This window comes from Paracoccus sp. C2R09, from assembly GCF_018860625.1.
In the GTDB taxonomy this organism is placed as follows: Bacteria; Pseudomonadota; Alphaproteobacteria; order Rhodobacterales; family Rhodobacteraceae; genus Paracoccus.
The window spans coordinates 1-12347 of record NZ_JAHKQB010000020.1 but is presented as its reverse complement, the minus strand read 5'-3'; the positions used below and the strand labels follow the sequence as shown (position 1 = coordinate 12347).

The window sequence follows — 12347 nt, the reverse complement described above, 5'->3', positions numbered from 1 at the left end:
GGGCTATCTTCCGGCGCGATGTCCTGAGCATGGGAAGGGGAACCTCGAAGACCTGCGTTGGCTCCCTGGGCATCTCAGGGCACCAGCCCCATGCGAACCGGCGATCAAGTTGCGATAGAGCATCTTCGCCAAGCCAGCCCAGATAGCCGCAGGTCACGACCCGCTCGCTGTCGGAAAGCTCGCGGCCGGTCGTGAAAGAACGGCTGTTCGATAATCCTGATCTAGGGGCCATCTGCTGGTCCAGATTTTTCACGGCGGCGCTGCCCTCAGACGTCAGGCCGATGCCCTCGAACTCTCTGGAAGGGAGGTGCCGGATTTCGACACGAATTCGCTCCGGTTCTGCAAAGCCTGCGGCGACCAGATGCCGGGCGGCGTCGATGTCGATGTAGCCACGGCTGTTCAGTTGCATCAGGGCCTGTCCTGTTTTGGTGAGCCTGGTCAGGATTATTGAATGCTGAAGGGGCTGGCTCATGGGGCGTCTCCTTGAAGCTGGTCTGAAATACGCCGAATTATCCATTTTTTAGATAATCTGAAAAGCAGATTACCGCTGCCGCCCAAAGAGGTGGCGCAGCGACATGACGAAGACGATCAGAAGCACAGGTCATGTGGCTTTATGTGAGGCGCTGATCGACGCCCGGAAAGCGGCAGGCCTGACGCAGGCTGGAATGGCCGAGCGCCTTAAGTGCCATCAGTCCCTGGTTGCCAGGATCGAGAGTGGTGAGCGCCGGATCGACGTCGTTGAACTGGTGGTTTTAGCCCGGGCGATCGGTATTGTGCCGTCAGTGATCCTGGAGCAGGTCGTGGATGCGACCGAGCCAGATCATCGGGTCTGACTTCATCTTCCCAAAAGTACCCTCGGGGGAGCGCCGTCAGGCGCGGGGGCAGACAGCCCCTAGAACGCATCAGATTTTGTCTATCTAGTCGGACAACGCTTTGTCATCGCAATGTGGCGTCTCTTACTCGATTACCCGGCGCTCATGCCTCACAGCTAGAGAAACTTAGAATATGGATACGCGCAGCCCTGAGCAGCGCCGCCGCATCATGCAGTCGGTCAAGCAAAAGGACACCACCCCCGAGTTGGTGGTGCGTCGTCTTCTGCACGGTGCTGGCTACCGATACCGCCTGCACAGGAAAGACCTGCCGGGACGGCCGGATATCGTGTTCGGGAAACGGCGGAAGGTCATCTTCGTGCATGGCTGCTTCTGGCATGCCCACGGATGCAGTAAGGGGCAGGCTCCCAAATCGAAACTTGATTACTGGGGGCCGAAGCTTGCGCAGAACGTGGAGCGCGATGCCAGAAACCTGCGCGACTTGGAGAATGCCGAATGGCAGGTGCTGACAGTCTGGGAATGTGAGACTAGAGACCCGGAACGTCTGCTGCCCGTTCTCCGGGATTTTGTGGGTGAGTAAGGAAATCGATCGACATATAGAGACCTCTTCGCTAGAATGTCGAATCAAGCACCAAAAAACTACAGGAGGCAGGTGTATGCGGCCGGTTGGTATCGATCTTTTTGCCGGTGCGGGCGGCCTTAGCCTGGGCTTTGAACAGGCGGGTTTCGATGTGCGGGCGGCTGTTGAGATCGACCCAGTGCACTGCGCTGTCCACGAGTTCAATTTCCCAGATACTCCTGTGTTGCCCCACTCTGTCGAACACCTCAGCGGTGATGACATCCGCCGCGCTGCCGGTCTGGGTGATGCTAAGGTGGACTGTGTCTTTGGCGGTGCGCCTTGCCAAGGCTTTTCTCTCATCGGGCACCGCGTCCTGGACGATCCGCGTAACCGTCTCGTGCAGGACTTCGTGCGCATCGTGCGCGAGCTGGATGCTACGATGTTCGTCTTCGAGAATGTGAAGGGGCTGACGGTCGGGAAGCACCGCAAGTTTCTGCAGGAGCTGGAGGCTGCCTTCAACACGGCCGGTTACGATGTGCGTCTGCCCTGGAAGGTACTCAATGCCGCGCACTACGGCGTGCCCCAGTCGCGTGAGCGCTTCATCCTCATGGGGGCGAAGAAGGGGCATCCGCTCCCTGACTATCCGGTCCCTCAGACGAACATTTCCGGCAAGCCGGTGAAGTTTCCCGGGCTACCCTTCGGTCCGGGCTGTGAAGAGGCGATCGGCGACCTGCCCGATGCCGACAGCTACCGGACGCTCGAAGCATCCGATGCAGTTCCTACTACACGCTTCGGCGAGCCTTCGCCCTACGCCGCGGAGATGCGGTGTCTGGGCAATGATGCCTGGCATTACGGTTACGTCCGCGATTGGGACCCGGCGGTGCTGACATCGAGCGCCCGCACCGAACATACGGATATTTCCCGCCGCCGCTTCGCGGCTACAGAACCCGGAACTGTCGAGCCGATCAGCCGCTTCTTCAAACTGGCCCCCGGTGGTGTTTCCAACACGCTGCGCGCAGGTACGGACGGTGCGCGAGGTGCGTTCACCAGCCCCCGGCCGATCCACTACCGCTACCAGCGCTGTATTACGGTGCGCGAAATGGCACGCCTGCATGGCTTCCCGGACTGGTTCCGCTTCCATGCCACGAAGTGGCATGGTGCGCGTCAGATCGGCAATGCCGTGCCGCCGCCTTTGGCGAGGGCGATCGCGGGGCAGATCATTGCAGCTCTGGGCGTAAAACCTACCCGCCCACCCGCACCGATTGCCCTTGGAGAGATCGCTTTGCTGACCGGCGATATGACCGACGCAGCGGCATATTTCGGGGTTCCGGCCCCATCCGGACGGCGTGATCGCAAGAGCGGTGCGCGCAAGCGCCGTCAGGAAGACATCGAAGCCGAACTGCAGCAGGCTGCCAATGGCTAAGGAGCCAAACCGCTACGGTGCCTTGATCGAGAAGATTTTCTTTGATCGGTACGAAGAAGGTGCTGTGGCGCTGGGGTTTACCCGCGAGGACATCGAGGACGCTGCTGCCGCCCTCAGTATTCGGTTGCCGAAGAACCTTGGCGACGTGCTGTATTCCTTTCGCTTTCGTGTGGCGCTTCCGGAGCCAATCGTCGCGACGCAGGACGAGGGGCGTGAATGGGTTATCGAGCTGGCCGGTAGGGCGCAGTACCGCTTTCGCATGGTGAAGGCGAACCGCATTGTCCCGCGCGACGATCTGGTGACGATCGCTATTCCGGACGCCACGCCCGAGCTAATCCGTGCCTATGCCCTGGATGACGAGCAGGCCCTGCTGGCAATCGTCCGCTATAACCGGCTCATCGACACCTTCTTGGGGCTGACCACCTATAGTCTGCAGAACCATCTGCGAACGACCGTGCAGGGCATCGGGCAGATCGAGATCGACGAGCTGTATGTCGGTCTCGACAAGCGCGGCTGTCATTACGTCATCCCGGTACAGGCGAAGGGCGGTAAAGATCAGATCGGCATTGTTCAGACCACGCAGGACATCCGCTTCGTCGAGCAGCGGTTTCCCGGTATGCAATGCCGGGCCATTTCAGCGCAGTTCATGTCCGACCAGGTTGTGGCGCTGTTCGAGCTGACGCTACTGGAAGATGAGATCAGGGTTGTCGAAGAGCGGCACTACAAGCTGGTGCCGGCGTCCGACCTCGATCCGTCTGCTATCCGTGCTTACCGACCGTAATTGAGAAGCTGAATTTGCCGTCTGTATTATCTAAGAAAACACCCGTCATCGAGTATCTGTTCCAGGAATTTCAGGCCGGAAAATATCCGGATGGAACCGTGTATTCCGACGATGTGATAAACGCCATTCATGCCTGCAAGGCGAAGCTTGGAACAGGGAATCCCGCGAACTTCCTGAAGGACATCATCCGTAAGAGCACTGCCAACAATAATTGGCCGGACATCGCCGCGAAGGCGGGATTCTTCGGACGGCAGAGATACGGAGACAAGCGGGTGTTCCAGTTTGTCCCCTATGCGCCGGGGCAGACAGAGCCTTATCCCGATTATTACCTGCCGACAGCGAGCACTCCGAGATACTTTCTGCAATCCGCCACTGTTCCTGCCGTCGCAAGAGAGCTGGGCCGGAAGGAGGAAAGCTGGCTGATGCAGGTAGCAGTATCACTGCGGCTTATTGAAAGCCAGCTTTCACTGTTCTCGCCTCTTCGGGGCCGTCTTCGCGATGTCACGCATCTTCAGATGTCGATGAAGACACAACCGGAGATCGACGGCACGTTCCTGGTCAGCCACAACAGCCGCCGTGCCTTGCGTGTTGGCATGGAAACCTTCGCGTTGATTACCTGCGAAGCGAAGGGAGATGGTGAGCGACTGCTGGAAGATCAGATTCGGGAGCAGGTTGCGGTCGCTTTCAAAACCAGTGAGCACCTGCGTGAACCCCGGATTGATGCAGTGAAGCCGATGGCCGTCCAGGTGCGGCGGGTTCAGGTGAACGGAGAAGAAAAGCGCGGTATCTATGCGGTCGAGTTTCAGCGTATTTCGCGGCGGCGCTACGAGGCGTGCTACCGGGAAGACCCACTCGATCCCGAGCGCCTTTACCGTATGCCACTACACGCGGTTTCCGATGCCATCTACATCCTGTCACCACGTGTGGCGGGGATCAATGCGTGACGATCCAATGCGTTGATAAGGCGAGATAAGGGACTATCGGTGCAAGAAGCTTGCTCGTAATATGGTATGCAAACCATCTAACGAGCAGGGCATTGTAATGATACCAGTCGAGAAATCGAAGGCGCGTGCAAATCCAACAAAGGCATTCTTTGTTCGGATGATCACACGAGATATTACTCTCGAGGATTGCATATTTGATTTGATCGACAATAGCGTCGATGGCGCTTGGGAGCGGGCCGGTGGACGGCCTATGAGCCTGAATAATGATACGGATTTGTCAGCGTACAAAATATCTATTGAGATAGACCAGAATAGATTCTTAATTAAAGATAATTGTGGCGGCATATCCCTAGATGATGCGGTGAATTATGCATTTACCTTTGGTCGCCGCGATGATGCTGATACTGAAAATTTCAGTATAGGCGTTTACGGCATTGGCATGAAGCGAGCAGTTTTTAAGCTTGGTTCCAGTATTGATATAACCAGTACTTACGTCGGTGATGATGGGCTCTCGTCATTCAAAGTGCCTGTTAATGTTAGTGATTGGCTTGAAGCTGGAAATTCTAGTTGGGATTTTGATATTGATGAGGCTGACGACCTGGATGAACCAGGTGTTTGTATTGAGGTTCAAGATTTAAGCGAAGCAACGGCGCAGTCCTTTGCAAGCCCTAGGTTTGTCCAAGACCTACGTCGAGCTATAGCTAGGGACTATGCTCTTCATCTGCATCGAGGTCTAGTCATTGACGTTCAGGGTAAGCCGATAAAGGGGTGGTCCATTGAAATGAGACAGGGCGGTGACTTCTCGCCCATGAGGGAAAGTTTCAAGGAGAAGATAGATGGTGAAGACGTATTCATAGAGTTGCTGGCAGGCATGGAGGCGCTCCCGCCAGATGATAGTGATCCTGAGGGGGATTGGGATGAAAATCAAAACCAATCAGGGTGGTATGTCGTTTGCAACGGAAGAATAGTTCTTGCCGCTGACAAAACTTCTCTGACTGGCTGGGGTACTGATAATTGGCCTCAATGGCACCCTCAGTACTCAGGGTTTATGGGAATAATAATATTCTCCTCGAGACGAGCGGACTTGCTTCCTTTGACCACAACAAAGCGTAGTGTTGATGCCACATCACCTCTTTACAGACGTTACCGATCTCATATGAGGGAGCCTTCTAAAACCTGGATTGCCTACACTAACGCGCGGAAACAGAGTGAGAGGGAACAGGTCGCAGAAAAAGAAAGTAAGACAAAAGCAGTACCAATTTTCGAGGTTTCGGCCCGATCTGAAGTTGTCTTGCCGCAGGTGTCTGCCAAAAAACGTACTCCTGAAGCTAACGTTTCATATAGTGTCCCAAAGCCAAAACTTTTGCGCCTAGCTACGGCTCTCGGAAATATTAGGATGACGTATAAAGATGTGGGTCTGAAGTCTTTTGAGTACGCTTATGATGACCTCGTTGGTGAAGAGTGATGGCATCTTTTGACTCTGTAAATTACAGTATCCGACCGAGTAAAAGTGTTCAACGCGGTATTGTTTTTGATGGTCTTAGGGCGCTTTGTGCCTCTATGAATCTTCACGATACGGTTTATATAGGATTTGGGTCAATCTGGTTTACAGATTTTTTGATGGCCCATAAGGTTTTGGGTATTGATGAGATGATCTCAATCGAGGCAAGCCCAGTTGGTTATAAGAGGGCTGAGTTTAACAAGGTTTATAGGTCCATATCAGTTCTTGAGGGACGTTCTGATGAGCGACTTCCAGAGATTGCTGCACAAGTAGAATATCAAGCTCGTCCTTGGATCGTCTGGCTGGACTATGATGGTGCTTTGGATGAGCAGAAAGTCGAGGAAATGCGATGGTTGTTGTTGAATGCTCCGCCAAACAGCATTGTTCTTTTTACATTTAGCGCTACACAGAATGCTTATGGTGCGAGGCCAGCGCAGCGCCCAGGTCGGGTATCTGACATACTAGGCGCAGTGGTTCCGGATGATTTGACTAGAGAAGATTGTAGCAAAGAGAACCTGCCGCAGACTTTGGCTACGCTTACAATGGATTTCTTGAGTTCTGTTGTTGCGGACAATGCTCGTCCAGGTGGATTCATTCGGTCATTTCAAATTCCTTACTTTGACTCTGTTGGGATGGTGACAGTTGGAGGAGTGCTTCCTGGTCTAGGTGCGGCACCTGCCGCTCGGGCGATCGTGGCAGAACAAAGCTGGAAAGGAATTGTTGACGAGATGATCGAGGCGCCTCCGATGACCCTTAAAGAGGTTGCAACGCTTCAAGCAGAACTTCCGTTCGCTGGGGAGTTAACAAGGGATAGGGTTCAGGAACTTGGCTTTGATCTCTTGGAGCACCAAATCAGGTCCTTCCAACGCTACTACAAGTACTTGCCAAGTTTCGCTGAGATTGTTGCCTAATACCTGGTCACAGGCTTAGTTTCGCCAGCCTCTCTCAGAAAATCTGATGTGGCTGTAAGACGTTTTTGGTGGCCACCAAGCTGCTGCGAAAACGACCCTTTTCGCGGCAGCGCGTTCCCTGGCGCCAAGTCCCTGATTTCCTTCATGCTGGACTGCCGCGAAAACCTCATGCAAAAAGATTGCATGAAAATTGGCTATGCAAGGGTGTCCACGGAGGAGCAGAACCTTGATTTGCAGATCGAGGCGCTGACCGAAGCTGGGTGTGACCGGATCATCACTGATCAGGGACAGAGCGGCGCTACAGCCGCTGAAAGCCGCACCGGATTTGCCAAGGCTATGGAGCTGTTAGAAGCAGACGATTTGCTGGTAGTCTGGAAGTTAGACAGGGTGGGGCGGTCCATCGCCGACCTAGTCCATCTGCTGAATCTATTTGGAGATCGCGGTATCGAGTTCCGAAGTTTGACGGATGGGATCGACACAACGACCGCTGGCGGGCGTCTAGTGTTTCACATCATGGGCGCGCTGGCTGAGTTCGAGCGCGACTTGATCCAAGAACGGACCAAAGCGGGCCTGCGCGCCGCGAAAAGGCGGGGCAAACGCCTTGGCAGGCCCCCTGCCCTCACTGACGCTCAGATTATCCATGCCAAGAGCGCCATTGAGGCGAGGCGCGAAACGGTTTCCGGTATGGCAGAGATACTTGGCGTAAACCGCAGCACGCTTCAGCGAGCGATATCGCGTGATGTGGAGGGTTCGGTTTAATGAATCGCGATTCATTTGGAAATGACGCCCTGCGGCGAGCGATGGAACAGGCTGAGAACACGAACAGCGCGGCGACTCGTTTCCGCTCCTCTATTATGCTGATTTCATGGAACTGATGCACATCATCTGCGAAGGCAAAAACTGGAAAGAAGCGTTCGAGCGATTCTTTGTGTCTAAGCAGGATTTTCAGGTTTCAATGCAGCGTCTCGCGCCAGTCAGGAACACCATTGGTCACAATCGACCTCTGGTCCGATCTGATCAGTTGATCCTGTTAGCAGAAGGGACTCGCATTCTGAGAGCTTTAGATGTCCGCATGTGACATTCGGATGCACTTGTGCAGTGCCGCTCAAGCTTGGTCTTCCGTTAGCTAGAGCTCTTTCTCATAAGCTTTCCACATTTTCTCAATCAGCTGCCCCTGCGTGATGCCAAGCCGTTCGGCTTCGGCCGCTATAGCTTCTCCGATATTTGGGAACACCTTTGGATGGAGCTGCCACGTCCGAGGGCTTGGTTTACGTCCTGGTTTTTTTCGCGGTGTTCGGTCAAGGAACCCCCGCGCCTCCCCCACCTCGTCTACGCGTCGGACCTCTTCGGCGGTTGTGTCTTTGGGGCGTGCTCTCAGCCCGGAAAGTCTATTTGAGCCGCTCATAGACAGCCTCCATGAAGCTTTGGGCGTTTATGATAGCCTTGTCGACCTTGCCGCCCGTCATCATACCCTGATCTTGCATCATGGCAGTCAGGTCATAGCCATAGGCAAAGATTTCAGAGAATGCTGCCCGTGCAACTAGAGGAGGTTCGATCATGTCGATCCCTGCCCCGCGCAGCTGCTCTTCGAGTTCTTTCTGGACCCGACTTTTTACAGCTGCGCTTGTCTTTGTCAGCACAACCGCGTGGCGAATCTTGCGCCCCAGTGCTTCTTCCTCTTCACGCACCAGTGCCAGAGCTTCAGAACCGATTTCTGCATCGAGCGCCGTTGGCTGCATTGGCACGATTACCAAGTCGGCCTGTGAGATCGCGCGGCTGACCAGCTGAGAGGCTACCCCTTCCAGATCCACGATAACGATACGGCCGTCCCCATCCGCAGCGCGGATTGTTGGAACAATTTCAGATCGACCGATGTCGCTTAGGAGCGTGACGCCCTTGGGGGTGCCGTGAGAGGCCCAACGGGTCAGGGACTTGTTGGGGTCACAGTCTAGGACTGTGACCTCCGCGCCCATACGAGCAAACTCCGATGCGAGGAGCACGGCGCATGTGGACTTTCCGACACCCCCCTTGGGGCTTGCCATGACGATGACGGGCATTGCTCGAACCTGCCTTAATATTTTACCGGATTTATATCTTTAACCGGAAAAAATTGCAATACCGGATATAGATCTAATACCGGGAATATTTCCATAACCGGTTTTGAACCGAACTAGGGGCGGCCGCGCTTTTCGAAGACCTTCTTGCAGAACCCGATGAAGGCAGCATTGGAGTTGCGTGGCGGTTCCGTCATCCAGTCCCGCCATTCCTGCTCAAGAACATACACATCCCATCCCGGCGCGACTGCCCGAGCGTCATGATAGGCTTCCGGGTCGAGCCGTACTTGAGGAAGGGTAGGGGCCGCGTGTCTGGCTTGATCGCTTCGGCGATTGGTGAAGACGACCATGTCACCTTCTACCCGCACAGCGTAGTCAGGCATATGGTCGTGCTGCCCGTCCTGGCGTACGATGCTCATGACCAACCGGCGAAATTCTTTTGGTGTAGAGCAGGAGCCGCACTTGGCTTGCAACTTCGCTAGTCCGATCTTCCATTCCTGCTTCGCTCCGCAATGTTTTCGGGCGAGTTCATAGATGCGCCGCTCCAACGGTTTGCGCAGACGAAAATAGTCGCGGTGCAAGGTCAGCACCTCGCGATGCCGGATAGCGTTGAACACCCAGTCCGAGAGCCTGATCTCCACTTCCTGCATCCGGCCGTCGCGCGTCTCACGGACGATCTTGAACCGATCAATCAGTCCGAAGCCATCAAACTCTTCCTTGCCACCAGTAATAAGGTTGGTGGTGATCACGGTTCCCTGAAGGCGCTCCAAGGCTGCGCGAAGCTGTTCATACCCCCGCCCGTCCGTTCCACGGTTTGTGGCTTTCAGCAGATCATATGCTCTAAAGCGAATGGTCGGGCTGACTTCGCGTTCTTCATTTAACGCCGCGATACACTGGCTAATGCAGTAAATCAGCACATCACGGTCATGTACCGTCGCCAGCCCCTTAACCGAAGGCGTGATTTCGACAAAATTTGGACCGTTCTCATATCGACGAATCCGCCGGTCTGGCTTGGTCGAGATTGAAAATATCGGGTGCTCCATCGACGCCATGTCACCCTTGGGCGCAGCATCAAAAATATCGCAAACAAAGAAGTCTGCTTGCTGCATCCGATCCGGCAGGAGCGGAGATCGAGAATTCGTGTTATCACCCACCATCGCTATACATTCGTGCTTTCACCCACCAAGGTCAAGGCTTTCGTGCTTTTACACACCATCTTTCGTGTTATCACCCACCGTATTTCGTGCTTTTACACACCAGATAACTGGAAATATTCTTTAAAGTCAGTTGGATGAGATGCTCTGAACAGAGCGTAACACAGAATCTAACACATATTTAACACTTACGAAGATCACACAGTTTGTGGATAACTCGTCGTAGTGCATCAGTGTCGAAGCCCCGGCTCCTGATGCTTCGGCCCATCCTCTGCATCAGAAAGACGCTCAATCATGCCGCGACGGATGCCAGCACCGACATCAACGTCCGCATGATCAAAGTAGGCCAGCGCCAAGCGGAGCTGTTGCTGCTGAGAAAGATGATCACCAAGGACATCTTCCAGCACAGTTTCGTCACCCTGCTTCAGAGCAACCAACTGTTCCTCTGAAAGGGCGCCCTCGATTTCCGCCTGGAATGCCAAACGGTCTTCTCGGCTGGTGAAAGGCGGGTTCACTCGATCCTGTGCCAGGTGAGCAAGAGCTTTCTGAACATAGGGCAGGGCGCGAGCCTCGATCGCGATCCGTACCGGATCTTTCCGTTTCGCCACCTTACCATCCGCCATGGCATCCAAGGTCAGGTCCAGCGCCCGGTCGAACCGGGCCTGCTCTTCAGTCATCGCGGTGCCGTCAGGAATGACCCGGTCATAGATGTCCACGATCTTATCGATCCGAGCTGGCGAACCCGCAGCGTCCTTGAGGACACCAAGATCACCATCGAGGATTTTCCCTTCCAGATCGGCATAGGCTTCGAGGGCAGCGTTTGCCTCGGCCCCCTTGCCAGCCAGTTCCAGGCTCGACACCAATCGCGACAGCGTTTCACGGGCTGCGTTGAGCTGGGTCTTGTAGCTCTGCTGCAGCGATTGAAGAGACTGGATCATCGACTGCGCCGTGTTCAGCTTCGCGTCCATGTCGAGTTTTTCTTCCCGCATCTTTATCTGGAAGCCGCGGAGCGCGTCTGTGGCGGCTTCTGTAGCCCGTGCATGCCATTCAACGTCGCTTTCCTTGCCGCCGCGCAGGAGGGAGCCTCTGACGCGCTCAGGGAGGGCCACAGCGTCTTCACCGGACATGTAGGCCCCATAGACCCGCTGGACGCGCTCGTGCCGCGCTGTGGAGCCCTTGATGCCCCGCCGAAGGCCATGCTTCTCGCTGACCTTCTCCGCAAAGTCTGTCTGGAGATCGGAAAGAGCCTTCTTGTTCCCCACGAACGACCGGCAGTTCAGCTTGCCCCTGTCATCGAGGGGGATGGTCATCACCGTCATGTGCGGGGTGGTCTCGTCGCGGTGGACCATCGCTGAGAGGACGTTTTCCTTGCCGTGCCGGTTCTCGATCCAGCCAAGCGCATCCTGGAAGTACGTGTCCTGCTCCTCCCGGGTCATGGCTTTCATTTTCGCGGGCGAGCCACCGATGAAGTATTCCAGACCGTGCACGGCGTTCTTCCTGATCTTCTCGGGAGCCCGATCCTTCCACGCGGCCAGCACGTCCTTGCTGTTGTCGCCACCGACCAGGATCGTGTTGTCGCTGGTCCTGTCTGGATCGGCATTCGGGGTCTCCCGCTCCCGGAAACTATGCTGAAGGCTGGCCCCCATGTTGCCGAGCGTTTTGATCTTCGCAGTCCGCATGATGCCGAAGGATTTCCCGTCACCGTGAAGGCCCTGCATGCTGCCCCGGACCTTGGACCAGCCTTCATCAAGGAGCTTGCGGGGTTTTGTGGACATGGGAGCCTCCATTTGAAGGAAGTGAGTATGTGTACTCACTAGACAATTTGATTCCGCGTCGCGCAACCCAATTGTCGTTCGCCCGCTAAAAGGCGGGAGAGACACATACTCACTTCCTCCAAATGGCCCGCCGAACGGCAGGCGATCACCCCCCAAATTACAGGGGTGAAGGCAGATGGGCAGGGTTAGCAATGGCGTGAAATCTGGTCGTCTATTCCCGGCCGAAAGCGTCGGTCAGGTAGTCCTGTGCTTACCGCCTGCCGTGCAGACCTGGCGCCAATGAAACCTTGGCATTCGTAGAAATTCCCGGATCGGGCCTCCGATACTCGGAGGTCTCCGGCCCGATCCGGATCAGGCGTCACCCCACAGCTCGTCCATGAACCCCTTCTGATCGAAGTCGGGATCGACCGGCCCG

At 55.4% G+C, this 12347-nt stretch carries 13 protein-coding genes; 9 read left to right on the top strand and 4 right to left on the bottom strand.

The features are described 5' to 3' along the window. Positions 1–472: hypothetical protein (locus KO490_RS08020; protein ID WP_216018893.1), on the bottom strand; the 472-nt coding region annotated here is incomplete at its 3' end. 103 nt (positions 473–575) lie between these two features. Between KO490_RS08020 and KO490_RS08015 the strand changes: the two genes are divergently transcribed. From KO490_RS08015 to KO490_RS07975, 9 genes are all read left to right on the top strand, one after another. Beyond that, on the top strand, positions 576–833 hold the full coding sequence (locus KO490_RS08015) for a helix-turn-helix transcriptional regulator (protein WP_216018892.1): 258 nt from the start codon (positions 576–578) through the stop codon (positions 831–833). A gap of 172 nt (positions 834–1005) precedes the next feature. Next, on the top strand, positions 1006–1410 hold the full coding sequence (locus KO490_RS08010) for a very short patch repair endonuclease (protein ID WP_216018891.1): 405 nt from the start codon (positions 1006–1008) through the stop codon (positions 1408–1410). A gap of 76 nt (positions 1411–1486) precedes the next feature. Then, a complete protein-coding gene (locus KO490_RS08005) occupies positions 1487–2812 on the top strand; it encodes a DNA cytosine methyltransferase (protein WP_216018890.1) in 1326 nt (441 codons plus the stop codon). Continuing rightward, the gene (locus KO490_RS08000; protein ID WP_216018889.1) at positions 2805–3593 is read left to right on the top strand and encodes an endonuclease; all 789 of its coding nucleotides are present in this window, start codon (positions 2805–2807) and stop codon (positions 3591–3593) included. The genes KO490_RS08005 and KO490_RS08000 overlap by 8 nt, the downstream gene beginning before the upstream one ends. Positions 3594–3691: 98 nt before the next feature. Further along, the gene (locus tag KO490_RS07995) at positions 3692–4537 is read left to right on the top strand and encodes a hypothetical protein (protein ID WP_216018888.1); all 846 of its coding nucleotides are present in this window, start codon (positions 3692–3694) and stop codon (positions 4535–4537) included. A 61-nt stretch (positions 4538–4598) separates the two neighbouring features. Continuing rightward, on the top strand, positions 4599–6002 hold the full coding sequence (locus tag KO490_RS07990; RefSeq protein WP_371822288.1) for an ATP-binding protein: 1404 nt from the start codon (positions 4599–4601) through the stop codon (positions 6000–6002). Further along, the gene (locus tag KO490_RS07985) at positions 6002–6949 is read left to right on the top strand and encodes an O-methyltransferase (protein WP_252727074.1); all 948 of its coding nucleotides are present in this window, start codon (positions 6002–6004) and stop codon (positions 6947–6949) included. The genes KO490_RS07990 and KO490_RS07985 overlap by 1 nt, the downstream gene beginning before the upstream one ends. Positions 6950–7132: 183 nt before the next feature. After that, positions 7133–7708: a recombinase family protein gene (locus tag KO490_RS07980; RefSeq protein ID WP_216018894.1), complete on the top strand. Its 576-nt coding sequence runs from the start codon at positions 7133–7135 to the stop codon at positions 7706–7708. A gap of 106 nt (positions 7709–7814) precedes the next feature. Further along, a complete protein-coding gene (locus KO490_RS07975) occupies positions 7815–8027 on the top strand; it encodes a hypothetical protein (RefSeq protein WP_216018885.1) in 213 nt (70 codons plus the stop codon). Between the two features lie 310 nt (positions 8028–8337). On the opposite strand, the gene KO490_RS07970 is transcribed toward KO490_RS07975, so the two are convergent. From KO490_RS07970 to mobV, 3 genes are all read right to left on the bottom strand, one after another. Next, positions 8338–9006 carry a ParA family protein gene (locus KO490_RS07970; protein ID WP_216018884.1) on the bottom strand — a complete coding sequence of 223 codons (669 nt, stop codon included), beginning with the start codon at positions 9004–9006 and terminating at the stop codon, positions 8338–8340. Positions 9007–9119: 113 nt separating this feature from the next. Further along, on the bottom strand, positions 9120–10112 hold the full coding sequence (gene trfA, locus KO490_RS07965; RefSeq protein ID WP_252727073.1) for a plasmid replication initiator TrfA: 993 nt from the start codon (positions 10110–10112) through the stop codon (positions 9120–9122). A gap of 275 nt (positions 10113–10387) precedes the next feature. Next, positions 10388–11932 carry a MobV family relaxase gene (gene mobV / locus KO490_RS07960; protein ID WP_216018882.1) on the bottom strand — a complete coding sequence of 515 codons (1545 nt, stop codon included), beginning with the start codon at positions 11930–11932 and terminating at the stop codon, positions 10388–10390. Between the last annotated feature and the right edge of the window lie 415 nt (positions 11933–12347).

Bases quoted from the DNA above. Each gene is read 5' to 3' on its own strand.
- KO490_RS08015 (WP_216018892.1), top strand. From the start codon at position 576: ATGACGAAGACGATCAGAAGCACAGGTCATGTGGCTTTATGTGAGGCG.
- KO490_RS08010 (WP_216018891.1), top strand. From the start codon at position 1,006: ATGGATACGCGCAGCCCTGAGCAGCGCCGCCGCATCATGCAGTCGGTC.
- KO490_RS08005 (WP_216018890.1), top strand. From the start codon at position 1,487: ATGCGGCCGGTTGGTATCGATCTTTTTGCCGGTGCGGGCGGCCTTAGC.
- KO490_RS08000 (WP_216018889.1), top strand. From the start codon at position 2,805: ATGGCTAAGGAGCCAAACCGCTACGGTGCCTTGATCGAGAAGATTTTC.
- KO490_RS07990 (WP_371822288.1), top strand. From the start codon at position 4,599: ATGGTATGCAAACCATCTAACGAGCAGGGCATTGTAATGATACCAGTC.
- KO490_RS07985 (WP_252727074.1), top strand. From the start codon at position 6,002: ATGGCATCTTTTGACTCTGTAAATTACAGTATCCGACCGAGTAAAAGT.
- KO490_RS07980 (WP_216018894.1), top strand. From the start codon at position 7,133: ATGAAAATTGGCTATGCAAGGGTGTCCACGGAGGAGCAGAACCTTGAT.
- KO490_RS07975 (WP_216018885.1), top strand. From the start codon at position 7,815: ATGGAACTGATGCACATCATCTGCGAAGGCAAAAACTGGAAAGAAGCG.
- KO490_RS07970 (WP_216018884.1), bottom strand. From the start codon at position 9,006: ATGCCCGTCATCGTCATGGCAAGCCCCAAGGGGGGTGTCGGAAAGTCC.
- trfA (WP_252727073.1), bottom strand. From the start codon at position 10,112: ATGCAGCAAGCAGACTTCTTTGTTTGCGATATTTTTGATGCTGCGCCC.
- mobV (WP_216018882.1), bottom strand. From the start codon at position 11,932: ATGTCCACAAAACCCCGCAAGCTCCTTGATGAAGGCTGGTCCAAGGTC.